At 43.8% G+C, this 23,700-nt stretch carries 20 protein-coding genes and 1 pseudogene; 11 read left to right on the top strand and 10 right to left on the bottom strand.

Annotated features, from left to right (window positions below; all coding sequences use genetic code 11):
- The 3 genes from AACU28_RS18585 to AACU28_RS18575 all read right to left on the bottom strand — a co-directional run bounded on the left by AACU28_RS18585 (position 1) and on the right by AACU28_RS18575 (position 2,972).
- Complete coding sequence (locus tag AACU28_RS18585) at positions 1 to 846, bottom strand: hypothetical protein (protein ID WP_108176357.1); 846 nt, start codon at positions 844 to 846, stop codon at positions 1 to 3.
- Between the two features lie 159 nt (positions 847 to 1,005).
- A complete protein-coding gene (locus AACU28_RS18580; protein WP_108176355.1) occupies positions 1,006 to 1,635 on the bottom strand; it encodes a hypothetical protein in 630 nt (209 codons plus the stop codon).
- 890 nt (positions 1,636 to 2,525) lie between these two features.
- Complete coding sequence (locus tag AACU28_RS18575) at positions 2,526 to 2,972, bottom strand: helix-turn-helix domain-containing protein (RefSeq protein WP_046224585.1); 447 nt, start codon at positions 2,970 to 2,972, stop codon at positions 2,526 to 2,528.
- Positions 2,973 to 3,125: 153 nt separating this feature from the next.
- On the opposite strand from AACU28_RS18575, the gene AACU28_RS18570 reads away from it, so the two are divergent.
- On the top strand, positions 3,126 to 3,812 hold the full coding sequence (locus AACU28_RS18570; RefSeq protein ID WP_046224586.1) for a hypothetical protein: 687 nt from the start codon (positions 3,126 to 3,128) through the stop codon (positions 3,810 to 3,812).
- A gap of 745 nt (positions 3,813 to 4,557) precedes the next feature.
- Here the strand turns inward: AACU28_RS18570 and AACU28_RS18565 are convergent.
- Both AACU28_RS18565 and rplY read right to left on the bottom strand, forming a co-directional pair.
- Entirely contained in the window at positions 4,558 to 4,926 is a 369-nt protein-coding gene (locus tag AACU28_RS18565) for a hypothetical protein (protein WP_046224588.1), read from the bottom strand.
- Between the two features lie 427 nt (positions 4,927 to 5,353).
- Positions 5,354 to 5,632 (bottom strand): 50S ribosomal protein L25, encoded by a 279-nt coding sequence (gene rplY / locus AACU28_RS18560; protein WP_017083319.1) that lies wholly within the window; start codon positions 5,630 to 5,632, stop codon positions 5,354 to 5,356.
- A 369-nt stretch (positions 5,633 to 6,001) separates the two neighbouring features.
- On the opposite strand from rplY, the gene AACU28_RS18555 reads away from it, so the two are divergent.
- The 3 genes and pseudogenes from AACU28_RS18555 to AACU28_RS18545 all read left to right on the top strand — a co-directional run bounded on the left by AACU28_RS18555 (position 6,002) and on the right by AACU28_RS18545 (position 8,521).
- Positions 6,002 to 6,730 carry a glycosyltransferase family 2 protein gene (locus tag AACU28_RS18555; protein WP_050650173.1) on the top strand — a complete coding sequence of 243 codons (729 nt, stop codon included), beginning with the start codon at positions 6,002 to 6,004 and terminating at the stop codon, positions 6,728 to 6,730.
- A 14-nt stretch (positions 6,731 to 6,744) separates the two neighbouring features.
- Positions 6,745 to 8,064, top strand: a complete 1,320-nt coding sequence (locus tag AACU28_RS18550; RefSeq protein WP_121603419.1) for an LssY C-terminal domain-containing protein — start codon at positions 6,745 to 6,747, stop codon at positions 8,062 to 8,064.
- 173 nt (positions 8,065 to 8,237) lie between these two features.
- A pseudogene (locus AACU28_RS18545) lies at positions 8,238 to 8,521 on the top strand (VOC family protein).
- A gap of 133 nt (positions 8,522 to 8,654) precedes the next feature.
- On the opposite strand, the gene AACU28_RS18540 reads toward AACU28_RS18545, so the two are convergent.
- The 4 genes from AACU28_RS18540 to AACU28_RS18525 form a co-directional block, all read right to left on the bottom strand.
- Positions 8,655 to 10,001: an ATP-binding protein gene (locus AACU28_RS18540; protein WP_017080456.1), complete on the bottom strand. Its 1,347-nt coding sequence runs from the start codon at positions 9,999 to 10,001 to the stop codon at positions 8,655 to 8,657.
- A 102-nt stretch (positions 10,002 to 10,103) separates the two neighbouring features.
- Complete coding sequence (locus AACU28_RS18535) at positions 10,104 to 10,763, bottom strand: response regulator transcription factor (protein ID WP_004734666.1); 660 nt, start codon at positions 10,761 to 10,763, stop codon at positions 10,104 to 10,106.
- An 88-nt stretch (positions 10,764 to 10,851) separates the two neighbouring features.
- Entirely contained in the window at positions 10,852 to 11,250 is a 399-nt protein-coding gene (locus tag AACU28_RS18530; protein ID WP_004734667.1) for a PepSY domain-containing protein, read from the bottom strand.
- Between the two features lie 104 nt (positions 11,251 to 11,354).
- Complete coding sequence (locus tag AACU28_RS18525) at positions 11,355 to 13,097, bottom strand: DEAD/DEAH box helicase (RefSeq protein ID WP_004734668.1); 1,743 nt, start codon at positions 13,095 to 13,097, stop codon at positions 11,355 to 11,357.
- 97 nt (positions 13,098 to 13,194) lie between these two features.
- On the opposite strand from AACU28_RS18525, the gene rsuA reads away from it, so the two are divergent.
- The 3 genes from rsuA (at position 13,195) to AACU28_RS18510 (ending at position 15,981) form a co-directional block, all read left to right on the top strand.
- Positions 13,195 to 13,890: a 16S rRNA pseudouridine(516) synthase RsuA gene (gene rsuA, locus AACU28_RS18520; protein ID WP_004734669.1), complete on the top strand. Its 696-nt coding sequence runs from the start codon at positions 13,195 to 13,197 to the stop codon at positions 13,888 to 13,890.
- Positions 13,891 to 14,104: 214 nt separating this feature from the next.
- A complete protein-coding gene (locus AACU28_RS18515) occupies positions 14,105 to 15,322 on the top strand; it encodes a Bcr/CflA family multidrug efflux MFS transporter (protein ID WP_108193038.1) in 1,218 nt (405 codons plus the stop codon).
- A complete protein-coding gene (locus tag AACU28_RS18510) occupies positions 15,322 to 15,981 on the top strand; it encodes a DUF2913 family protein (protein WP_121603418.1) in 660 nt (219 codons plus the stop codon). The genes AACU28_RS18515 and AACU28_RS18510 overlap by 1 nt, the downstream gene beginning before the upstream one ends.
- A 210-nt stretch (positions 15,982 to 16,191) precedes the next feature.
- On the opposite strand, the gene AACU28_RS18505 is transcribed toward AACU28_RS18510, so the two are convergent.
- Positions 16,192 to 17,652, bottom strand: a complete 1,461-nt coding sequence (locus tag AACU28_RS18505; RefSeq protein ID WP_017090666.1) for a DUF2867 domain-containing protein — start codon at positions 17,650 to 17,652, stop codon at positions 16,192 to 16,194.
- A gap of 96 nt (positions 17,653 to 17,748) precedes the next feature.
- Between AACU28_RS18505 and AACU28_RS18500 the strand changes: the two genes are divergently transcribed.
- The 4 genes from AACU28_RS18500 to AACU28_RS18485 all read left to right on the top strand — a co-directional run bounded on the left by AACU28_RS18500 (position 17,749) and on the right by AACU28_RS18485 (position 23,488).
- Positions 17,749 to 19,122 (top strand): MATE family efflux transporter, encoded by a 1,374-nt coding sequence (locus AACU28_RS18500; protein WP_102496010.1) that lies wholly within the window; start codon positions 17,749 to 17,751, stop codon positions 19,120 to 19,122.
- A 122-nt stretch (positions 19,123 to 19,244) separates the two neighbouring features.
- Positions 19,245 to 19,916 (top strand): ABC transporter ATP-binding protein, encoded by a 672-nt coding sequence (locus tag AACU28_RS18495; protein WP_004734674.1) that lies wholly within the window; start codon positions 19,245 to 19,247, stop codon positions 19,914 to 19,916.
- Positions 19,897 to 22,350, top strand: a complete 2,454-nt coding sequence (locus AACU28_RS18490; protein ID WP_029222149.1) for an ABC transporter permease — start codon at positions 19,897 to 19,899, stop codon at positions 22,348 to 22,350. The genes AACU28_RS18495 and AACU28_RS18490 overlap by 20 nt, the downstream gene beginning before the upstream one ends.
- Positions 22,340 to 23,488 (top strand): lipocalin-like domain-containing protein, encoded by a 1,149-nt coding sequence (locus AACU28_RS18485; RefSeq protein WP_121603417.1) that lies wholly within the window; start codon positions 22,340 to 22,342, stop codon positions 23,486 to 23,488. Before AACU28_RS18490 ends, AACU28_RS18485 begins: the two co-directional genes overlap by 11 nt.
- Positions 23,489 to 23,700 lie beyond the last annotated feature (212 nt).

Genomic DNA, 23,700 nt, shown 5'->3' with positions numbered 1-23,700 from the left:
TTAGACGACTGGGTATTTAATTCGACTAGTTCTAGTTTCATGTATGACGTCTAGTCGCTCTTTCCTTTCATGCTTATAGTCGAAATACGAATCGACAAGTGCGATATATCCACTAGCATGGAGTGCCCAGTGATCAATGCTATCTAAGTTATCAACAAACATATCTCCAGTAAATGAAGGGCCTATGGTTTCAAATGCCAATACAGATACTATGCTGCACACTTCATGCACTTCCGAAACGACTTCTTGAAGCATCGCCACGGTTTCCATACCAAGTGTAATACCTCTTTCTCTAAGCTCTAACTTTTGGTCCATTTGCCTTTTAGTTAGGTGAACATAATTAGAAGACCTTACCCAAGCATTTTTAACATGCTGAGAAAATGACTCTTTATTTTCTCCCAACAAGCGAAACGGTAATTTTGAAACCTGATCTACATTAATTTTCTTAACTTGCTTACTTTTATAAAAATCTCTTCTTTCAGGAAGAGGTGAGCCACTCATTTCTTCATCAACATATGCGATATTTACTGCTACTTCCAACATATACCGCAGCTCTCTGCGAGCAGGATTAAGAGCTCCATTCTCAATTGCAAGCTGTGCAGTTAGTGCCGCTTCAGCGAGATCGTCAAAATGTTGAGGGAGAAGATATTTTTCATGAAAATCAACCCATCGAGAAGCTGTTATCTGACAAAGACGTAGAGTATTAGTAAAGTCTAATATCATTTTTCTTAGAAACTGTAGCTCTTCTTTGTAATCGTCAGACTCTCTTAGCTGTTTATGAGCTAAAGCGGCATTATTACTTTCTTCTGCTTGTTTTTTTAGTTGTTCAATAATTAGATTTTCCAAACCAACTCCTTTGACGAACAATTTAACGGCCAGCAATTAGGCGCATAACGCTTTGTTAATTTGCAGCTAACTGCCTCGATACTCAAGCAAATCCACAATAATCAATGAACTCAACCGAACCAAAAATGCCACAGGTTAGCTGTCAGCTTTAACAATTTGTTAGATTTTTTGTACTGAGCCAATTATTTCGATTTGCTCGACTACACGTTTTATCATTGTTTCAATATGTAGGTACTTATTGGTCAAATCAGTTTTCACGATCTCAAGGTTTTCTTGAGATAAACCGCTGTCGAAAGTCATAAAGAAATACTTCTCTGCTAGCGCGATCTCAGAATTTAAAAACTCCAATCTAGTTTTTAATTCAAAAACCTCAGTTTGGAACTCGGACGAAAAAAGCGAAAATTCTAGTAAGTGCATGTTTACAAAGGTTAGTTGGAACTTTTGTAACGTCAATCCTGTATCTTGAGACTTAAGAAAGTGATATTTGTAAGCGTCAAACTCAGCATCATCCGCTGCCAAGATTTTCTTATATGACTCCAAAATATTAGAGTTCACAGTTTTTAGTTCGCCATATTTTTCAAGTAACCATTTTGCAATCTCTCGATCGAAAGAACCCGTTCGATGTGATAGAAGGTGCATGTTTCCAAGAAGTCTCTCGCGGATGTGGTCAACCTCCTTCATTATCCCTTTATACAAATCATCACGCTTGTACTGGCGCGTAATACGACTAACTATAACAGGGCTTAATATACCCAAAAGCCAACCAAGAATTATAGACAATACATCCACTGACCTATCTCCAAAATCCAACGCTTTATAGACGGATTTTTTCTGTAATTATACGTGACCAATCATAACGCTAATTATACTCACGCTCAATCTAATGCCCGTATTGCCTAGCGACTAGGATGTGAACTTCAGAAATTGCCGAAAGTTTCCGTATAACTCCGGAGGATTCTGGACAATACGATTTTCAACCTACATACGCCTAAAATAAGCTCGGTCTGACCCTCTTTCATCGGATTAGATTTGATAGGGAAAACGAACGCCCCCTAAAATTTGTAGAGCATTTGATCTAACAAGTTTTGTGGCACTTTAGAGTTAGAAGAGCCAACTTTCTCTCGCCAATTCAACCTAATTTGTTGTGAACTATTAGTAAAAAGAGCCAGCACAGCTAGTTCTGGCTCAGCATTGGAGATCAAGTTACTTTGATAAGTGGCCTTTTCTCATTTTGAGGATTTACTAGGCTTTAACCCTGGTGTATTTCCTGGCGTTTTTTTATTGTCACGTCGACGTTGATCTGGCTTTCCTGTCGATTTAGCGATTGGTTTTGGACCTGGTTTCAAACTCATTATTATATCCACTCTATTGTTGAGGTTATTCCTCATTCACGATCTGTGGGCAGTATTGAGACCTTTCAAGGCATGAGCAAAAAACAAATAAAAAGAATGTGAGTTCAATCGCTGAAATACGTTTCGTGGCACTTTTGAGTTAGAAAGTACCACGGGTAAAAATTCAGCCTATGAAGGTTCTGAATAGAAGCGAGTAGGGTACTAAGGGCGAAGTCTATCCTACGGGTTAATGTGACTTACACCCAATACACAGTCTTGAATGCCCGTATAAAGAGCAAAGAATTACGGAATATATAAATACTGCTTATTACACGAAAATGACTGAGTCTACTTAACAACGATTTTTTCCTTCATTTCAATGATTCCGTACTGAATCATATCACTCCATGTTAGTTGTTTGCATATCGTCCAATCACGGAAACAAGGCTCTACAGAGAGAACCCATATCACTGCAACTAAACAAGAAAATAAGCTAACCATTATTATGCCCATGATGAAACTATAATAAGCGGGATATACACGAGCACCTTCCGGTAGTGGTTTGAATTCTGGCGTGATCCTTCCTATTCCAATCTTGACATGCAAAGGTTTGATTTGTGTATAGGTCGGCTTATCTTTCTTATTATTATTTTTCCAATGCGATATGTTGGGTGGTGAGACCCCACACAGGTCTGCGATATCCTTTTGCTTGAGCCCCATTTGGATTGCTAAATCATAGATATTGTCGAAATTTTCTACCTTTCGATTATCGTAAGCGGGGTCTCTTAACCACATTCTCCAAAACATATTAACCATTAAGTTGTTGATAGATAACGGAATAAGTAGTTGTTAGCATCACTTAAGTATAATTAAGTATTCAAACTATGACAATGTAACTAGTTTTATCAAGCAACTCAAATATGAACCACTCAGGTTAGGTAGGAAAAAATGAAATTAAGTTATGACGAAGAGATACCAAAGCATGTTGTAGATTTATTGGTTTATGTATTTCTAGAGCAGCAGGAAGAGAAAGAGCCTATCGCTATCTTAAATGAATTGAATACTTGTTGGGACCAAAAAAATTGGGGCTTAATTGAGGGGCGTGGTCAAACACAGGAAGAAGCTTTCGACAATGCCAAACAAAAAATCTCAAATCGATTCGGCGAGAGATTGAATGAAGTTACTTGGACGGGTAGTTGTAATATGCATGATTACGATGAACGAATTCGATTGCCCTATTACACTAAGTTTCATTATTTATCGCATAAGTACAAGGTAACGATAGTATTAACACAAGCTGAATTTAATCAGCTAAATGGATGCTTTATGAGTTTAGGTAGTATTAAAGCGGTTAAATACAGCGATAAGAAGTCTCGTTATCCGCATCCTGCAACAATAGAACTTTATGCAAACAAGATTATTCAACGTGATGATGAGTCAATATTTGTCGATTTGATTCGTTCGGTTGAATCTGTATCTCCTACAACGGAACAAAGATTGACTGGTCTTCAGAAACTACCATTTGATTTGCTCTGCGACATTGATCAAGTAGGCTTTGGTGGGGACAACATAGATAATCGTATTTTGGCTTATCTAGAAGACCTTGACCCATCGATTATTAATGAAATGCGATAAAAGGAGATACGTGCGCAAAACTTTCCGAGTAAAAGTGGTACAAGGTAGTACTACTCACAGCCCTATCATAGCTAAATATAGGCATAAGATGCAGTGAGTAGTACTTGTCGAACTGACTGTTCTGGCGCAATAGCGTTTTATAGTAGCCACACTAAGACGATTTTATCTCGTATCTAATTGGAAAAAGGAAAGTCTCATCGATCTATAGGATTAATTACAAGTCGTATTTCCGTAGTCATCTGAATAGCATGTAGTACCGTCTGAGAATGTCGTATTCCCATAATCATCCGAATAAGACGAAGTCCCATCACTATATGTAGTATTTCCGTAATCGTCCGAATACGATGATGAACCATTACTAAATGTTGTATTCCCATAATCATCTGAGTACGAAGAAGATCCATCACTGTACGTAGTGTTACCATAATCATCGCTATACGCAGAAAGGCCATTGGTGCATGTGGTATTACCGTAATCATCACTATAGCAAGTCGCGGCATTAACATGTGCCGCACCTGATATAAGGGCTAGAATAAGAAGTCTTTGCATGATTTTGCTCTTGTAGTGACTAATTGTATAAAGTGTAGTAAGGGTATTTTAGCTTAATTGAGTCGCTTTCGTCTCTAAGCGGACAGTAACATATATGCGCTATCTGGTTGAAAAACCTAGCTCTGTCACCAAAGTTAATTCGCCACAACGTTTGTCTAACATACATATAGTATCGACTGTATCGCAGCTATCTAAATTATTTCAATATGTCTAAGCTACCACATAGTTCTTCAACTTTTGTATACGCTTCTGCGCCGCTATATAAGTTCTGAGAGTAGTGTGTTGTAGGCTTCTTGTATAACTCGTAAAAATAGGACTTACCTTTTAAGCAAACCTTTTCACCAAGAAAAATTGCTTCTTCACTATAACCAATATATCCAATGTATCCGACGTAGCCTCCAACGTATGACTGTCCTGTGAGTTTGAGAACCATCCCATCTTTAAATGTTAAGATCTCATTAGATTCACCTTCAATATTGTATGACGTTAGTTCAGAAGCTGCGGCACTTCCGAGCATTGATAGAGCAAGTGACGTTGCAAGAGCTAATTTTACGGGCAATGACATAGGTTGTTACTTGGTAAACAGGGGAGGGAGGAGTTTTACTCAAAAATTACTAGCTCCTTTTGATTGAGATCATGATGACTTCATTCAACTCGCTTTTGTTTAGAAATGACTTAGACAGTTTTTCTAATAGTTGAATGTGGTTAGAAATACGCCTAAGATTTTAATCAAGAAAAACTACTGTATAAGTCCACCTTTCGTCCACCCTTAATCCACCCAAGCAAGATTGGGATAAAGTGGGGAAGGGGAAAGTTGATTATTTTCAGTGTATTGCGCGAGATTTACGACGTTTTTGAGAGCTCAAAAACGGTGAAACCCCGATGTTGGTAGCATCGGGGTTTCGAATTTCTAGATTTCTCGACTGGTAAGATCGATAGTCTTTTCTATGCAGAAGGCTTGGAATTATCCAATCTTATTCCTTGGTAGGGAATTAGATACGGATGAAGTCCATGTGCTCAACTTTAGGCTTGAACGCGTGACGTTGAACGTCTTGCGGCTTAACCTTAACTTCTGCGCCGTCAATCACTAGAGTGATTGTTTCGTAGAATTCAGGCTTATCCATTTGGTTGATCACTTCAGCGTGAACAAGTTCGATAGCTACAGCTGCTGCTTCGCCACCGTAGATTACAGCTGGGAATTTACCAGCGTGACGTAGGCGGCGGCTCGCACCTTTACCTAGTTCAGTACGTACTACTGCTTCAAATTTCATAGTTTTACTCTCAAATTAGTAAAAATTAACTTCACACCTCAATGCGACCTTGAGTATGTGGTAAAGCTTAGGCATAAACGAGTTCATGCTTAAGCGAGCGCGGATACTAACATCACATTCAAATCTGAGCAAGTCAGAAGCCCATCTCAAAGTGAATTTCCTTCGATAAATGATTCGTTTGGAGATAAAACGTTCACTAGCGCTTACTTACCCCATTTTATCGTCTTTTACATTGCCTATCTTATCTATTTATAGTGCTGCTAAATCATCAAGTTAATGAACGGAAAATGAATGTTTGCCTAAGACTTGGTTAAGGCTTGGTTGGTTAATCTTAGTGTTAATTAAACAGCAGAATGAATAGGTGAAAATATGGAACCGGTAAGCATTGTCGTAATTACGCTAAATGAAGAGAAACGCATTAGCCGCTTAATGGAAGAGTTGAGTGTGCAAACCCACCAAGAGTTTGAAGTGATTGTTGTCGACTCGAACAGTGAAGACAACACCAGAGAAGTGGCGCAAGCCTATGAAAACGCGTTGCCAAAATTAACGGTTCATCATATGGAAAATCGTGGTGTGAGCCTTGGACGAAACACAGGTGCTTCATTGGCGCAATACAACAGAATCCTTTTCTTAGATGCTGACGTGAGCTTGCCCCGAAACTTTCTTGCGAAAGCGCTTTATGAACTAGAGGAGAAGAAGCTTGAAGTGGCGGGTGTGTACATGAGCTCGAAAGGTCTGCCGCTTGTACACAAGTTTGGTTACGGCTTATTTAACGCTGGCTTGTTCGCTACCCAGTTCTTTTTCCCGACGGCGATTGGCGCCTGTATTTTCTCGACTAAACGCGCGCATGATGAGATCGGCGGTTTCGATGAAGAGATCGTCCTGTGTGAAGACTGTGACTACGTAAAACGTGCGAGCAAAACATGGCGATTTAGATTCCTGAATATGACCTTTGGTTTTGACCCACGTCGTTTAGACCAAGATGGCGTTGTGAAGACAGGCTCAACTTATCTTAAAGCCAATGTAAGACGCTTCTTCAAAGGCGAAATGCGTAACAACGAGATGAACTACAAGTTTGGCCACTACAAAGAACAGTAAGTATTGAGGTTGTTATGTTTGATGGACTAGGGCTGTTTCTGGGGGCATTGGGTGATGCTCTCATTGGCCCAAACCTATTTGTACCGGGAGAGCCCTTCTTTATCGCAGCGGGCTTTCAACTGTATTCAGGTGCATGGATGGCGTTGGTTTTGGTGATGCTAGGTGGTTTGCTTGGTGACCAACTCAGTTATTTCATTGGTTATAAATACGGTGCTAAGGCGCAACGAAGGCTCATTAAGTTTCGTCCTAAAACCAAAAGATTAATTGCGCGCTGCCGCTATCTAGTTGCTCGCAAAGGCACATACATCATTCTTTTTGCTCGTTTATTAGGGCCTATCGCTTGGGTTGTGCCATTTATAGCTGGCTCGCATCGTGTACCGTGGCGTAATTTTAGTGTGTTGGCGTTTATCGGCTTGGCTCTTGGTGGTGGACAGTTCATTGCTTGGGGCATGTTACTGGCGCACGGCGTTGAAAACTTCCCGTGGCTTAATAGCCTTAAGATATTTATCTCTGAGCATAATAGCTTGATCGTCGGTGTGTTCGCAGTATCGGTTTTCACCATTATTGGTTATCGAATGAAGTGGCGACGCTTGGTGCTTAAATCCAGTGCACTTTTGTTGGCATGGGTATTGTTTGCGAATTACGCTCACTTTTTCTGGAAGGCCGATGATTTTCAGAATCAACCAGAGACGGCTCAAATTGACAAAGTCGACTGGAATTCGGTTACCTATAAAGCGTTCCCTGGCAAATCTTCGTTTTACTCGGCACAAGCGATCAACGTAATTTATGTTGGAGCAACCCCAAGAGATTTAATGAAGCAATTAGGCTGGATAGAGAATCAAACGTTCTCTCGAAATGAGATTGAATGGGCTGGTTACCTCGCATTGCTTAGAGACAAAACACCGCCAGTGTCCGATTTATATTGGAGAGACAAGCCGCAAGATATGGCGTTTCAATTGCCGGGTAACTTGATGAAGCGTAGCCATATTCGCTGGTGGCGTGCTGGTGTTGATATTAAAACTAACCAGCCTCAGTGGTTAGGCGCAATTAGTTATGATGATGGCCTTAAAGTCACCCCTTACTCAGGCATTGTGACCGTACTTCATAACATTGACCCCAATGTTGATGAAGAACGAGATAGGCTTGCTAATCAGATACGAACGTCATTACCAGATATTGATCTAGACAAGTACCCATTGGCTACGGTGGAAGTGATCGATGAAGATCATGACTATTATACTGATGGTAGGATCTTAATGATCGGAGTAGCAACCTACCGCGATGATTCACAAGCTTTGGATGTTGCTGTGAACGATATACAGAGTGATATATAAGAGCGACCAGCTCGAGCCTTGTTTGAGCCCTCCGTCAAACAAGGCTTTGCAATTTCTACTGGACTGTATCTATACAAACATAACCCCTCTCATGTAATTCCTCGGCAATAAATTTTTCAATTTTGACTATGCTGATTAAGGGCGAACAAGCAGCGAAAGCTGAGGATAACGTTATGCAAATGAATCCGATTGGTTGGTTTGAAATATATGTTGATGACATGCCGAGAGCAAAAACTTTTTATGAATCAGTGTTTAAAGTGACGCTGGATAAGTTAGACAATGAAACCGGAATCGAAGTTGAGATGTGGGTATTTCCTTGCGATATGGGGAACTATGGCGCCACAGGAGCTATATGTAAGATGTCTGGTGTAAAAGCGGGAGGCAACAGCACCATGGTTTTATCAGTGTAGTGAGTGACACGGAAGGCAATATGATTGGGCTTCACTCGATGAGCTAATCATATTGAAGCGAGAAAAGCTTTGTTAAACCAGAATAAAGTTAAGCCCTAGCGTTGTGCTAGGGCTTATCGTGTTTACTTAGTTTACTTAGTTTACTTAGTTTACTTAGTTTACTTAGCGCGTTTAGCTTACTTAACCTTTGCTTAGTTTAAGCACCAGAGAGGCTTTCAATCCGCCCATTGAGCTCTTGCTGAGCGTTAGGCTGCCTCGGTAGCTGTGCGCCATTTCATTCACGATGTTAAGCCCCAAGCCAGTTCCTGGTGTGGTTTCATCAAGTCGAACACCACGTTTGGTGACTTGCTCAAGCTTCTCTTCAGGAATGCCTTGGCCATCATCTTCAATCACCAATTCAATGTTGCCATCGTCGAGTTCATTCGAATGGACTCGGATAATACTGCTCGCCCATTTGTAACTGTTCTCGAGTAGGTTGCCGACCATTTCATCAAGGTCGGTTTTTTCTACCGCCACTTCAATCTCAGAGTCTAGCTCGTTAATCATGGTGACTTCGTTGGCGGCATACACTTTATCAAACGCCATTGAGATAGCTTCAACACGCTCACAAGGTGAAGACTTCACTGAAAGAATGTTCATTGCACCAGCCATGCGCGCACGGCCAAGGTGATAATCTATCTGGTTCTGAATCTGATGAATGGGTTGTTGTAACAAGGTCTTATCATCATCTGGAAGTCGCTCTATCTCATTTTTCAAAACCGACAGCGGTGTTTTCAACGCGTGAGATAAGTTACCCGCGTGGTTACGAGCTCGTTCCAATAACTCTTGATAGTGGAAGAGTAGGGCATTGAGGTCAGAAACCAATGGAGAAACCTCTTTCGGGTAGTTGTCGCTTAATCCTTGTTGCTCGCCGTTTCTTAACATCACCAGTTCACGCTGCATCTTACTGAGTGGCAATAGTGACCAGCTGACTTGAATACCAATCAACATCAGCACGCCCACAAACAGCAACATCAGAATCAACCAGACTTGACCTGTAAGTTCGGTCAGTGTGGATTCTAATGGGTCTTCATCAATACCTATGGTGATCGTGACAGGATCGTTCAGTTCAGGTAGATAGATATCCTGCTCGATGTAAATCAGCTTTTCTTTCTCAGGCCCTTTGATTGAAGTATGAATCGGCGAACGCTTGATGGTGAGGTCTTTGTCCCATAGAGATCGAGATCGAATAATCTGGTCTTGGGTAGCAGCTCGCCAATAAATACCACTGTAGGGTTGGTTAAACCTAGGGTCAGACAGACGCTCTGCCATGATGAGGTTACCACTGTCGTTGGTTTCTATGTTGGCGGTTAACTCGTCCATGGTTAGGCTGAGCTGTTGCTTGACGTCATCGACCAAGTAATCGTTAACCAACTTAGGTATTCCGACGCCTGCCGCTAATATCATCGCACCTAGCCAAAAAGCCGCGGCGAGGAGCAAGCGGCTTTTTAGACTGACGTTTTTAAGTGTTCGTTTTTTTAGATTCATACGTTACCAGCCTGTCTTTGTTCATCTTGCTATGAGAACAACGACGATCAGCACAGGCTGTCCACTAATTGGAGATTGCTCTTAGCCTAATTAAATACAGCATTATTCAGCATTCAGTTGGTAGCCAAGGCCACGAACGGTTTTTATTATCTTAGGTGCGATCTTCTTACGAATACGACCGATGAACACTTCAACCGTGTTCGAGTCGCGGTCGAAGTCTTGCTTGTAGATATGCTCAACCAACTCAGTGCGCGAGATAACTTTGTTTTGGTTATGCATGAAGTACGCGACAACTTTATATTCTAGCGCCGTGAGGCTAACTGCTTGACCTTGCCACAACACTTTAGAACTGCGTGTGTCTAGGCTTAGATCTCCAATTTGAAGTATAGGAGCAGCACTGCCTGACGCTCGGCGTAGTTGAGCACGAATGCGGGCTATCAGCTCGACCATTTCGAATGGTTTAGTTAGGTAGTCATCAGCACCTGCATTCAAGCCTTCTACACGTTGGGTAAGCGTGTCACGCGCACTTAAGATAATCACTGGCGTGTTAATGTTTTCGTCTCGAATGCCTTTTAATACGGTTAGGCCATCCAGCTTAGGTAGACCTAAATCGAGAACAATAGCATCCCACTCTTCTGATGTTGCACGGTAGAGTGCGTCGATACCGTCTTGAGAAAGTTCCGGAACCCAGTCGGCTCCCTCAAGGGTTTCTAGAATTTGTTGGCCCAAGCGAGGTTCGTCTTCAACGACTAAAATTTTCATAATTGTTCTTCTTAATTCTTGTAATGACTGTTCGTTGTGCTTAATTGCTCGTCGTGATCAATGGCGTCTTTAAAGTTGCGGCGCTTACTTATTCACCGTGCTTAATTGCGTCTTTAAAGTTTCGGCCTTTAATCATGAGCATTTCTAACGTCTCGGCGTTGTATTCGACTTTGATGATGTTGTTTTGGTAATTGATTTTTAGTTCATACACCCAAATGTCGTCATCTTCTTCTAGCTCTACTTTAATGATTCTGCCATGAAGATCGTTTTCAACGGCCGCATACATTTCTGAGAAAGGGCGAATATAGCCTTCGCGTACGGCTTCGTAGACTTCGTCTTGATCTTCTTCAAATTCGATACGGGTTCCCGCTTTATGGACATCTTGTACAAGATCATGACCGTTATGATCTGAGTCAGCCCACGCACTAGCGGCGACACATAAGCCTAAGCTTAAAGAAAACATAGAAATCATAACTTTACTAAACATAGCGAATCCTAGAGAAGGTTGATAGCGTTCAGTATAAAAAAGTAATTCTGAACAGAAAGTGAACCTGATGAATAATGAGATTTAGGTTCTCAAAAAATGAGATGTTAACGTTGCTGAAGCTCGTCTTCGAATATCTTGTCTCTCATTTTCCAAAAACGCCCGACTTTACGTGCAATCACGAATTGAGGTGGGCGGAATCTATGTTGGTGAGCAACCACTTTCGTTGGTGAGGCTTCCTCAAAAGGGCGGTGTCTGTCGGCAAGGTGAGGGCGAACAAACTGATCCTTAAAGTTCTGCTTCTGTTTCTTGGTGGTTAATGACCAAAACTCATGCACCTGTGCTTGGTTTTCACCACGGTAGGTTACTTTAAGTTGCGATTTTCCTTTATCGTCTTTAAGAACGTTCAAGTCCATTTCTAAACACTCAAACACCAAGGCATCTTTTAGATTTAGTGCTTCTTTCAGTTTTTTGTCTGGATCGACTAAGGTTGCATCGCACTCATGGCAAATGCGCGCGGCGATGTCGTTGTCAGCGCCGCATTCACCGCAGTATTTGGCTCGGAAGCGATAATTACAGTGTTCGCGTTCGCCCGTGTCTTCATCGGTAAAGTAGCCTTGGCATTTACGGCCAAAGTGCTCTAGCAAGAAGCCATTGCTGTCTAGCTTGCCCCAGAAGTTATTGTTGAAGCCGCATGCTGGGCAGGGGATGGTGATGATTTCACTGTCTGAGTCGGGTTTAGGGTCGCCCACTTCAGGTTGGTAAAGATCATAACTGTTGCCTGCATAGTCGAGCACTAAACACTCTTTTTTACCCGGCGATAAGCGTAAGCCACGGCCAACGATTTGTTGATACAAACTGATGGACTCTGTCGGGCGCAAAATCGCGATTAAATCGACATGAGGGGCATCAAAGCCTGTGGTTAATACCGATACGTTAACCAAGAACTTGATTTTACGTTCTTTGAAGTCACTGATGATTTGGTCACGTTCGAGAGTTGGTGTGTCGCCAATTACGATTGACGATTCACCTTCAGGCAGTAAGCCAAGGATCTCTTGTGCGTGTCTAACAGTGGCAGCAAATACCATGATCCCTAACTTGTCTTTGGCCAGTTCAATGATCTGGTCGACAATTTGTGGGGTCGCACGTTTAGATTGCTCGATCACCATATCGAGTTCGGCTTCTTTGTAGCGGCCTGTACTTGCAGGTTTTAGCTGTGAGAAGTCATAGCTCAATACGGGCGCATCGATCATGCGTGCTGGTGTTAGAAAGCCTTCGTCCAACAAGTAGCGAATCGGCAACTCGAAAATACAATCTCTGAAAAACCTAGGCTCTTCAGATCGTACTTGTCCACGCGTGTGATACTGATAAAGCCAACCCATACCAAGACGATAGGGGGTCGCGGTCAGTCCAAGCACCTTGATGCCCGAATTATTCTCGCGCAAGTGAGTGATCACTTTTTGGTAGCTACTGGTCTTTTCATCTGGCACACGGTGGCATTCGTCGATAACCAACAGTGAAAATTGGTTAGAGAATGAATCGAGGTTGCGAACCACAGATTGAACCGAAGCGAACACCACTTGTTGGTCTGTCTCTTTTCGCCCTAAACCCGCAGAGAAAATTGAGCCTTTTAGCCCATAACCTTCATACTTTTCATGGTTTTGTTCGACCAACTCTTTAACGTGAGCGAGTACCAGCACTCGACCTTTCGCAAGCCTTGCTAGCTCTGCAATCACAAGGCTTTTTCCAGCGCCTGTAGGCAACACAAGAACAGCCGGAGTTTGGTGTTTTCTGAAGTAATGAATCACTGATTTTACAGAATCAGCTTGGTACGGGCGGAGTGTATACATATCGCGTCTTGTAGGGTAGAAAACAAATAGTGTGAAATAGCTCAACTAATTGAGCAAAGGTGACTATAATACCCGACTTAGATTAGTTGAGGTATTCATGCGTTTAGATAAATTTCTGTGCGATGCGTTAGGCGTCACTCGAAGAGAAGCAACACACTTATTAAAATCCAAGGCAGTGACAGTAAATGATGTCATTCAAAAAAGCGGGTCACTCAAGGTAACTGAAGAGTGCGTTGTGGAATGGCAAGGCAATGAACTGAATGTTCACGGCCCACGTTACATCATGCTTTATAAGCCAGAAGGCTTTGTTTGTTCGCATGAAGATGGCGCAAATCGTATCGCCTTTGAATTACTCGATGAAATCAAAATGGACAAGCTGCACTTTGCTGGTCGTCTAGATATTGATACGACGGGTCTTGTGTTGATTACCGATGATGGTAAGTGGTCTCACCGCATCACATCACCAAAGCACAAGTGCGAGAAGACGTACCGTGTGTGGTTGGTTGAACCTGTTGAAGACGATTACGTTGAAAAATTCAAAGAGGGCATCCAGCTTAAGAGCGAAGATGGCCTAACACTTCCAGCACACTTAGAAGTTCGTGCTGAGCGTGAAGTCCTATTAACGATTCACGAAGGCAAATACCACCAAGTAAAACGTATGTTTGCGGCCCTTGGTAATAAAGTTGAAGGGTTACACCGTGAGCGTATCGGTGAAATCGAGATGGATGAATCTTTGGAGTTGGGTGAATACCGTTACCTAACACAAGAAGAAGTCGACTCTATCTGGAAGTAATCTTTTCTGCCGTAGATGTGGCCGACCAAGGATAGCGTCGGCTGATTATTTTGACTGGTACTAGGACAGTTTCAGCCATTATTACTATATGTTCATGTATGTGTGCGCATATTCGTGTATCACTGTGCGTATTCGTATATTGCTATGTGTATATTCGTATATTGTTGCGTGCATGCTCGTGCTCACATAGAACCTAGTACTTAGTCGGAGAGTTATGCAAACGTCTACCCAACAGAGCCTAAGCTCACAACCACAAACTCCTCAGTTAGGTTGGATGCTATTTTTGGTTCTGGGTGCGATTGGTGCACTGACACCACTCGCCATCGATATGTACCTGCCTGCTATGCCAACGATCGCCAAAGATCTCGGCGTTACAGCGGGTGAAGTACAAATCACACTCACAGCGTACACCGCAGGTTTTGCATTGGGTCAGTTGTTACATGGCCCGTTAGCCGACAGTTATGGTCGCAAGCCTGTTCTACTGATTGGTGTATTCTTTTTTGCAGTCGCGTCTGTTGTGAGTGCGACGACTCATGGCATTGAAGCGTTAACGTTAGTTCGTACCGCTCAAGGTTTTGCAGGTGCGGCGGCGGCGGTCATTATCCAAGCGGTTGTGCGTGATATGTTCGACCGTGAAGATTTCGCGAGAACCATGTCGTTCGTTACCTTGGTGATGACGGTTGCACCACTTATCGCGCCGATGATTGGTGGCTACTTAGCGTTGTGGTTCGGTTGGCGTTCAATCTTTTGGGTATTGGCTATTTTTGCGGTGATTGTCATTCTCGCGGTGATAATCAAAATTCCTGAGACACTGCCTGTCGATAATCGTCAACCATTGCGCTTTAAAACCACGATTCGTAATTACGCTCGTTTATGTAAAAACCCGACCGCTATGGGCCTGATTTTTTCTGGTGCATTCTCGTTCTCTGGGATGTTTGCATTCTTAACCGCAGGCTCTTTTGTCTACATTGATGTCTATGGCGTACGTCCTGACCTGTTTGGTTACCTATTTGGTCTGAACATTGTTGCGATGATTCTGATGACGACAATCAATGGTCGAATCGTTAAGAAGGTCGGTTCTCATACAATGTTGAGGGCAGCGCTGGTCATCCAATTACTGGCTGGCGTAGGCTTACTTGTCGGTTGGGCATTGGATCTCGGGCTTTGGGGAATTGTGCCGTTTGTGATGCTATTTATTGGCACTATCTCTACTATCGGCAGTAACTCTATGGGTCTTTTGCTCAGTGGTTACCCAAACATGGCAGGCACGGCTTCATCGCTTGCGGGAACATTAAGATTTGGTACTGGTTCTGTCGTTGGGGCTATCGTTGCGATGCTGCCAAGTGACAGTGCTGGGTCTATGGCTATGGTAATGGCTGCGTGTGCAGTAATGTCAGCATTACTATATTGGACATTAGGAAAGAAGGCATAATGTCAAAATACTATATTGAAATTCAGAAGTTAGTGAATGACGCATTGGGCGAGCTTTACGCTCTGCACAAAGCAGGCAAAGCGATTGATGCGCCTATTGCGAACAACCTTTACCTTGTTCGCTGGGTAACAAAGGCGATTAAATCCCAAGCTTATGATCGCGTGATTGTGCCTGACTTGGTTCGCTGGCAGAAACAGGGTCGCTCAAAAGGCAATAACTCTGATTTAACTTTTACCTTTAAACGTATTTCTGCGTTTTACGGGCGTTTTTTCCCTGAAGGCGAAGAGCCTAAAGTGCTTAAAGACAGTGATGTTGAAGCGTTCATGGACAAAATGTACGAGATGGGTTGGAGCGTATCGAGTGAAGACGAGCTAACGACTGGCGGTAAGATTCAATTCTTCACCGATGGCGAGCACTCTTTTGCTTTATGTGGCAAACAGTGCGACGACTCTTTCGACGGTGAGTTGATGGTTAAGCCAATGAACTGGTTTGTTCGTGGTAACCACGCCGAGTTCATTCAAGCGGCGATGGAAGCGGGTTTCATGCTTCACAAAGTAACGGACTACAAGTCTGCGGTGAAGTATCACGGTGAATACATTGTTTACCCTGCTAACCGAGGTAACCAACTTGCAGAGATCCCAATTAGCGTTATTGGCTAGTAGCGGATTCGGGATACGAGATGAGAGATACGAAGAGCGGAATTATCCGCTCTTTTTTTGCCTCTCATAGCGCGTGTCGCAAATTTGCTGTTAAGTCTTTTCGCATCTCGGCACTCGAATCCGCTTTTAATCGTTTCTCATCCCGTTACTCTAATCCCGTATCCGCTTTTAATCTTTTCTCATCTCGTTACTCGAATCCCGTATCCGCTTTTAATCTTTTCTCATCTCGACACTCGAATCTCGCATCTGCTCTTTAGCCTGCTTCTCAATCGCTTTAACCATGCCTTTAAAGATAAACAGGTGGGCTGGCATCATCGCAAACCAATACAGTAACCCTAGAAAGCCTTTTGGATGCCACCAAGCTGATATGTTCAGTTCACGTGAATCACCGTGGTCAGAGACGGTAATCTCGAGTCGCCCCAACCCCGGGCCTTTCATACCGAAAAGCAGAGATAAAAACTGGTTTTCTTCACAACGAATGACTTTCCACGAATCGATTTTGTCACCGACTTTTAGGGTCGGCCCTTCAGGCATTTGTCGAACCGGCACACCACCGCCAAAGAGAAGATCTAACCATTCGCGTGTGCGCCATAGAGCATTAGCAAAGAAGTAACCTTGCTTCGGGCTTCCTATTTGCTGAGCGACCTGCCAAAGGGATTCTAAAGATGCGCTTGAGGTGATACTTGCGCCTGTTTTCTTAGGGTAATAGCCGTACCCAGCTTGCCAGCGTTTGAAGGCGGTCTTATCAAAGCCCCAAACATTACTTTTCACGAAGTTTCCTTCAGCGTGAATCGCTTGCTCAACCATATTTTCGAACGAGATAAGCTTCTGAGGGTACTTTTCTCTAATGATGGTCGAACTGGCAATAAAGTCATGTTTTAAGCCCGCGAGAAGCGCTCTGCCTATGTTAGACGGAACAGATGTCACAACGCCTAGCCAATATGACGCAATTGAGGGCGTGAGGAGTGACGTCGCCCAAAGCCTGAGTGGGCGATCGGCTGTTTTGGCAATGTGAGCAAATTGATTTCGATAAGAGACAATATCTGGCCCACCAACTTCGAAGGTTTGGCTTTCGCTAGGCGTGTCCTGTGCGAGTTTTAGCAGATAGTGGTTCAGGTTCTGCAAGGCAATAGGGTTGGCTTTAGAGTCGACCCATTTGGGCGCAATCATTATAGGTAAGTTGTACACGAAGTCTCGCATGATCTCGAACGCTGCAGATCCGGGCCCAATGATCACGCCTGCTTGCAGCTCAGTGACGGGGACTGGTCCTTTGCGTAGCAGTTCTCCGGTTTTCTTTCTCGCTTGAAGGTGTTCTGAATCACCCGTTTGCGGCTGAAGCGAACTCAGGTAGATGACGTGTTGATTCTTTGGCCCAAGAGCTGAAACAAAGTTACGTGCCAAATTCAGTTCATAATCAATAAAGTCGTGGCCTTCTGCCATGCCATGAACTAGAAAGAAGACAAGATCAAAGTCGGGGACTAATGCTTGTGTTGCGGCTTGATCTGCAAGATCAAGATACTCTAGTGACAAGTTGTCATGAGGTTCGGTTCGTGCCTTTAAATAGTCGATATGCCTTGCTGCGGCAGTGACTTGATAGCCTTGCTCAAGCAGGAGTGGGAGGAGCTGCGAACCAACATATCCAGAAGCGCCTAAAACCAGTACTTTCTTCATTGTTACTCCATTTATATCTGTGGTTAAAAACCGAACATTGATATAATAGCGCTATATTTATCTTTATTCATCAATACGTTCCGTTTAGGTATCTCTATGTTGCTCTCTTCAATTATTCATCACACTCGAGGTGATTTTGTTCGTAGGCTTATTGCGATTGCTTTGCCTATTGCTTTGCAGAGCATTATGTTTTCAAGCCGAGGCTTAGTCGATGTGTTGATGTTAGGTCAGCTTGGGGAAGCAGACATTGCGGCAGTGGGGGTTGCGAGCCGTGCAATGTTTGTGACGACCATTATGCTGGTGGGTGTCACTACGGGTGGCGCTTTGCTAACGGCTCAATATTGGGGCGCGGGTAACAAACAAGGTGTCAGAGAAAGTACCGCACTGACGTGGCTGGTTTCAACTCTGTTTGCGTTGCTGACCATTGTTTTCTTTATTTCTTTTCCTGCGCAAATCATGGGCGTGACGACCGACTCTCAAGAAGTCATCAGCCTCGGCGTTGAATACATCGTCATCACCTCATTCAGCATGCTGGCGGTGTCGTGCGTCAGCAGTATGGCGGTAGGTTTGAGAGCGATGCATAAACCTGGGTTAAGCACTTTCTTCAGCGGTATCGGCATTCTGTCTAATGTGTTCTTAAACTGGGTGCTGATCTTCGGTAACTTGGGCTTTCCATCGCTTGGAATCAAAGGCGCAGCGATTGCGACGGTATTGAGCGGTGCCATTGAAGTGGCGACCTTATATGGCTACCTTTATTTTTCTAAACACCTATTAGCTTTTAAACTTTGTGATATCAAAGCGGCTGCAACCGTTGAGAAAGTCGTTCGCTTCTTGAAGTTGTCTTTGCCGACCACGTTTAACTTCTTAGCGTGGGCGGGTGGCTTGTTTGCTTACCACGCGATCATGGGACAATCGGGTGTTCAAGGTTTGGCTGCGCTTTCAGTCATGACGCCGGTTGAATCTATCTCATTGAGTTTATTGATTGGCCTTTCGAATGCGGCAGCGGTTCTGGTGGGTAACCAACTTGGCGCGAAGAACAATGAAGCGGTTTATTATCAAGCATTAGGCTTAACGATTCTGTGTTTCTTAACCAGTATTGTTGTGGCGATTTTTCTCTATTTCGTCCAAATGCCAATATTGAATGCGTTCAGTGCGTTGACTGAAGAAACCAGAGCCCTCTCTGAGAAATTCATCCTCATTCTCAGCGTGGGGATTATTATTCGCTCGGTACCGCTGACTGTGATCGTTGGTGTGTTGAGAGCGGGTGGTGATGTGAAGTTCTGTCTTTATCAAGATTTGATTGCTCAGTGGGTGATTGGTATTCCACTGGCTGCGATTGCGGCTATCTATTTAAAGTTTCCACCGGAGTGGGTGTATCTGCTTTTCCTCACCGAAGAAGTGATTAAGTGGGGTGGGTCGCTCTATCGCATGAAAACAAGAAAATGGATCAAAAACTTGATAGGAAGTTGAAGTAGGGCGCATCGATCACATCACTTTATCGTTGGTGTGTGATCTATCTTTCAAAATACTTCCTCCTAACAGGGAATTAGTGTAGATTCTCCTTCCAAATTCTAACTAATGTGAGCTGTTTAATGTTAAAGCTGTCAGACCTATGTAAAGGCTATGTCGACGGGGGGGAATTTCACCCTGTTTTGCAAGGTGCTGAACTAACATTAAACCAAGGTGACCAGCTTGCACTAATGGGCGAAAGTGGATCAGGTAAAAGTACATTACTGAATCTTATCGCGGGTTTAGACCTAGTAGACTCTGGCGAAATTGCTTTCCCAAACTTCAATATGCATGATTCGACAGAACGTAATCGCACCGCATATCGCCGAAATAATATTGGTCACATCTTCCAGCAATTCAACCTACTTCCAACGCTTAATATTGCTGACAATATTCGTTTTTGTCGCCAGTTAAAAGGCTTGCCTGAAGACAAAGGCCTCTGGCGACAGATTCTTTCTGCTTTAGACCTTATGCCTTTACTTGGACGTTACCCTGAAGAAGCGTCTGGTGGTCAACAACAACGCGCAGCGATTGCTCGTGCTCTGTACATGGAACCTAAAATTCTGTTAGCCGATGAACCGACGGGAAGTTTAGATGAGCGTAATGCAGAAGCGGTAATGCGTTTGCTGACCTCTTTGGCTCGCCAATTAGAATGCACTTTGTTGTTGGTGACACACAGTGAAAAAGTAGCACAGCACATGGACGGCAGAATCCGTCTACAAGGAGGGCAACTGCATGTTATGGCCCGTAGTTAAGGCACTACTCGGTCACTATCGACGCTACCCGCTTCAGATTATTTTGGTATGGCTTGGTTTAACCCTTGGCGTATCACTTTTGGTTGGTGTTACTGCTATCAACCAACACGCCAAGCAAAGCTATGCGCATGGCGAAAAACTCTTTTCGAATCCTCTTCCTTATCGTATTCGACCAAAACACAACGCCAATAAAATCCCGCAAGGTTTTTATATCCAGCTTCGCCGTGAAGGCTTTCAACAGTGTTCTCCTTTTGACCACCATCGTATCACTGATGAAAATGGCGCGAACTTCATGCTTATCGGCATCGACCCTGTGTCTATGCTTCAGCTTCAGCCGGGTGTTGCGTTAAAAGATCTCACTACGTTAAACCTCATGAAGCCGCCATACCCAATCCTTGTGAGTGATGATCTCGCAGAACACATGGAATGGAATAACGGGGATTACATTCCTCTCATGGATGGTTCTGAGCTTGGCCCTATCGCTGTTGATCAAAAAAACCTGATTGATGGCACAAGGCTGATTGCAGATATCTCTTTGCTCAGAATGCTTAAACGCAGTGCTGGGCTGTCTGTGATTGCGTGTTCAGATATGTCGCCTGAGAAGTTTGAGCGTCTTAAAAACATGCTGCCTAATGGTTTGACGATCTCTCGCAGCTCTAAAGCTGAGCTTGAGTCGCTGACCAGCGCGTTCCACTTAAATCTAAAAGCGATGGGTATGCTGTCGTTTGTGGTTGGCTTGTTCATTTTCTATCAAGCGATGTCGCTGTCGTTTATTCAGCGCCAACCGTTAGTTGGAATCTTAAGACAGACGGGTGTGTCGGGTTGGCAACTGGCTAAAGCGCTTTGTTTAGAGTTACTGTTATTGGTGGTATTGAGCTGGATCTGCGGCAATGTATTCGGTGTCATGTTGGCAAACCAACTGTTACCAGCGGTATCTTCAAGTTTAGGTGACTTATATGACGCCAACGTTGGATTAACTATCGACTGGAATTGGCGATGGAGCGGTTACAGCTTATTAATGGCGTTGCTTGGTGCATTCCTAGCGTGTGCTTGGCCATTGGTTCGTCTGCTTCGTTCACAACCGATTCGTTTGACCTCTCGTTTATCTTTGATGCGCTTTGCTGGTACAGAATTCACTTGGCAGGCTTTGATTGGTTGTGGTTTCTTGGTTGCAGCTGTCGCTGTGTATCAAGCGCCTCAGACTCAAGAAACGGGTTTTGCGATTATCGCGCTGATGCTTGTTAGTGTGGCTTTGTTTACGCCGTTCTTGATGTGGAAGCTATTTAACAGCCTGTCTTATTCATTACGCTGGGTTCGTGCTCGTTGGTTCTTCGCGGATGCCGCTTCAAGCATGAGTTATCGTGGTGTGGCGACAATGGCGTTTATGTTGGCGTTAACCGCGAATATTGGTGTAGAAACCATGGTCGGTAGCTTTAGAGATACCACGGATAAATGGTTAACACAGCGCTTGGCGGCAGATCTTTACATCTACCCAACCAACAATGGTGCTGCTCGTATGAGTAACTGGCTGTCAGAACAACCTGAAGTGGATTCTGTTTGGTGGCGTTGGGAGAAAGATGTTGCATCTCCAGTTGGCAGTATTCAAGTGGTCAGTACTGGACCTTCTGAAGGTGAGCTAGAAGCGCTGACGATCAAGTTAGGTATTCCTAATTACTGGTATCACTTACATCACTCTAAAGGTGTGTTGATCAGTGAATCGATGTCTCTCAAGTTGGGTATTCGCCCAGGTGACTACATCGATCTCTATGACAATCTTGGCTCTGGTTGGCAGGTTGTCGGTGTGTATTACGATTACGGTAACCCTTACCATCAAGTCATGATGTCTCATCGAAACTGGCTGTATGGATTTGCAGGGCGGGGCAATGTGGGCCTTGGCGTAATACTCAAAGATGATGTGAATTCAGTAGGGCTTCGAAGCCGCTTAGAAAGCGTATTCAGGCTTGGCTCTGAGCGTGTTTTCGATAACAACAATATTCACAGCCAAGCGATGCGTGTGTTCGATAGAACGTTCGCGATTGCAGATACATTGGGCAACATCACATTGGTCATTGCTGTCTTCGGCATCTTCTTCGCAACGGTTGCTGGTGAAGTGTCTCGACAAAGGCATATATCTTTACAGCGCTGTTTAGGTGTCTCAGCGAAAGAACTGATTCTGACCGGTAGCTTACAATTGTTTGTGTTCGGGCTTATTTCCTCCTTAATTGCTATTCCGCTCGGCTTAGCGTTGGCTAGTTTGATCGTCGATATCGTGATCAAGCAGTCTTTTGGGTGGTCACTCGAGTTACAAGTGATTCCCTGGGACTATTTACAGACATTTGCGTGGGCTATGGCAGCATTGATGTTAGCTGGTGCTTTGCCAGTGATGAGAATGATTCGGAACACCCCGATGAAATCACTGAGGGATGCGCTTTAATATGCTTCAACGAAATGGCTCAACGAAATTCAGACACCGATTTGTCTCCTCACTATTATTGATCGGTTTCTTTGGCACCATTTTAGGTGTCTGGGCGTACTATTCTTACTTTGTTGATGTTGGCGAGAAAGGCGTGAACGAGGTCAACTCAGTGCTTGTAAGCGAGCACTTTAATGTATTCGAGCCTGTGTTACCTGACCGCAGCGTTTCGTTACCTCGAGACTTCCAATTCCACCCAGAATTTCAACACGAGTGGTGGCATTACTTTGCTTCTCTCAAAGGGGATGATGGCAAAAAGTACTCGGTTCAATGGAGCTTCTTCCGAATAGCGACTGACGAACGCGAGACGCCGGGGTGGCAAAGCCCACAGGTCTATATTTCAAATGTCGTGATCTCTTCTGATTCTAAGGTTTGGAAAGAGCAACGCTTAGCGCGTGGCGGTATTGGCCAAGCGGGAATGACCAGTCGTCCGTTTAGAATTTGGATTGATAACTGGAACTGGCGCGCCCTTGGCAACACACCATTTCCTGGTCGCCTTCAAGTGAAAACGGATACGTTTGGCCTTGAACTCGACACCATTGCGAAAGGGCCCTATGTGCTCAACGGCGATAATGGTTACCAGAAAAAGCACGATTTATTGCCTGTCGCGTCTTATAACTTCAGCGCTCCATTTTTATCCCTAAGCGGTGTATTGAATCTGGAGGGCGTTACCAAGGAAGTAGAAGGCACAGCTTGGGTACATAAAGAGTGGGGCAGTGGCTTACTCGGAGTGGGTCAACAAGGCTGGGATTGGTTCGTGTTTAATCTCGATGATGGTACAGCGCTGAGCATTAACCGCTACCGCCATAATCAACAGCTGCCTTATGTATTTGGAACATTGGCCACTCGTTCGGGCAAGGTGTACCAGTTAACGGACTCCGATATTTCTATCAAGCCTTTACAGAATACGACGCTACAGAATGGTAGAAGAATGCCGCTCCAATGGATTATTAACGTGCCACAGCACAATATCAACCTCACGACACGCATCAAACGCCGAGATATGTGGTTGCCATTTGTCATACCATATTGGGAAGGGCCAATTATGGCGAGTGGAAGCCATGAAGCGACAGGCTTTATGCAGTTAACCGGTTACTAAAAACACCTAAGGCTATCATTTGATAGCCTTTTTTGTACTCATGATTTTTGTGAGCCCCTGATTAATTGTGCATACAGCCTTTGTGATCTCATCTATACTTATTTTATGGTGCATAACAACATTATGGAATATACGACGTATTGTTTAGTATTTGTAGGAAAAACCGAAGTTAAACATCCGAAGAAGTGATTATCTATCGATTACGCTTGGAT

It is taken from the genome of Vibrio sp. SBT000027 (assembly GCF_963894355.1).
Classification (GTDB): Bacteria; Pseudomonadota; Gammaproteobacteria; order Enterobacterales; family Vibrionaceae; genus Vibrio; species Vibrio splendidus.
Note: the sequence above shows the minus strand (reverse complement) of the source record. Positions and strands in the feature narration are given on the sequence as shown.

Excerpts from the sequence above, each read along its gene's own strand:
- AACU28_RS18490 (WP_029222149.1), top strand. The coding sequence starts at position 19,897 with ATGTTATGGCCCGTAGTTAAGGCACTACTCGGTCACTATCGACGCTAC.
- AACU28_RS18500 (WP_102496010.1), top strand. The coding sequence starts at position 17,749 with ATGTTGCTCTCTTCAATTATTCATCACACTCGAGGTGATTTTGTTCGT.
- AACU28_RS18555 (WP_050650173.1), top strand. The coding sequence starts at position 6,002 with ATGGAACCGGTAAGCATTGTCGTAATTACGCTAAATGAAGAGAAACGC.
- AACU28_RS18540 (WP_017080456.1), bottom strand. The coding sequence starts at position 10,001 with ATGAATCTAAAAAAACGAACACTTAAAAACGTCAGTCTAAAAAGCCGC.
- rsuA (WP_004734669.1), top strand. The coding sequence starts at position 13,195 with ATGCGTTTAGATAAATTTCTGTGCGATGCGTTAGGCGTCACTCGAAGA.
- AACU28_RS18530 (WP_004734667.1), bottom strand. The coding sequence starts at position 11,250 with ATGTTTAGTAAAGTTATGATTTCTATGTTTTCTTTAAGCTTAGGCTTA.
- AACU28_RS18570 (WP_046224586.1), top strand. The coding sequence starts at position 3,126 with ATGAAATTAAGTTATGACGAAGAGATACCAAAGCATGTTGTAGATTTA.
- rplY (WP_017083319.1), bottom strand. The coding sequence starts at position 5,632 with ATGAAATTTGAAGCAGTAGTACGTACTGAACTAGGTAAAGGTGCGAGC.
- AACU28_RS18505 (WP_017090666.1), bottom strand. The coding sequence starts at position 17,652 with ATGAAGAAAGTACTGGTTTTAGGCGCTTCTGGATATGTTGGTTCGCAG.
- AACU28_RS18525 (WP_004734668.1), bottom strand. The coding sequence starts at position 13,097 with ATGTATACACTCCGCCCGTACCAAGCTGATTCTGTAAAATCAGTGATT.
- AACU28_RS18550 (WP_121603419.1), top strand. The coding sequence starts at position 6,745 with ATGTTTGATGGACTAGGGCTGTTTCTGGGGGCATTGGGTGATGCTCTC.
- AACU28_RS18535 (WP_004734666.1), bottom strand. The coding sequence starts at position 10,763 with ATGAAAATTTTAGTCGTTGAAGACGAACCTCGCTTGGGCCAACAAATT.
- AACU28_RS18575 (WP_046224585.1), bottom strand. The coding sequence starts at position 2,972 with ATGTGGTTAAGAGACCCCGCTTACGATAATCGAAAGGTAGAAAATTTC.
- AACU28_RS18485 (WP_121603417.1), top strand. The coding sequence starts at position 22,340 with ATGCGCTTTAATATGCTTCAACGAAATGGCTCAACGAAATTCAGACAC.
- AACU28_RS18510 (WP_121603418.1), top strand. The coding sequence starts at position 15,322 with ATGTCAAAATACTATATTGAAATTCAGAAGTTAGTGAATGACGCATTG.
- AACU28_RS18565 (WP_046224588.1), bottom strand. The coding sequence starts at position 4,926 with ATGTCATTGCCCGTAAAATTAGCTCTTGCAACGTCACTTGCTCTATCA.
- AACU28_RS18515 (WP_108193038.1), top strand. The coding sequence starts at position 14,105 with ATGCAAACGTCTACCCAACAGAGCCTAAGCTCACAACCACAAACTCCT.
- AACU28_RS18495 (WP_004734674.1), top strand. The coding sequence starts at position 19,245 with ATGTTAAAGCTGTCAGACCTATGTAAAGGCTATGTCGACGGGGGGGAA.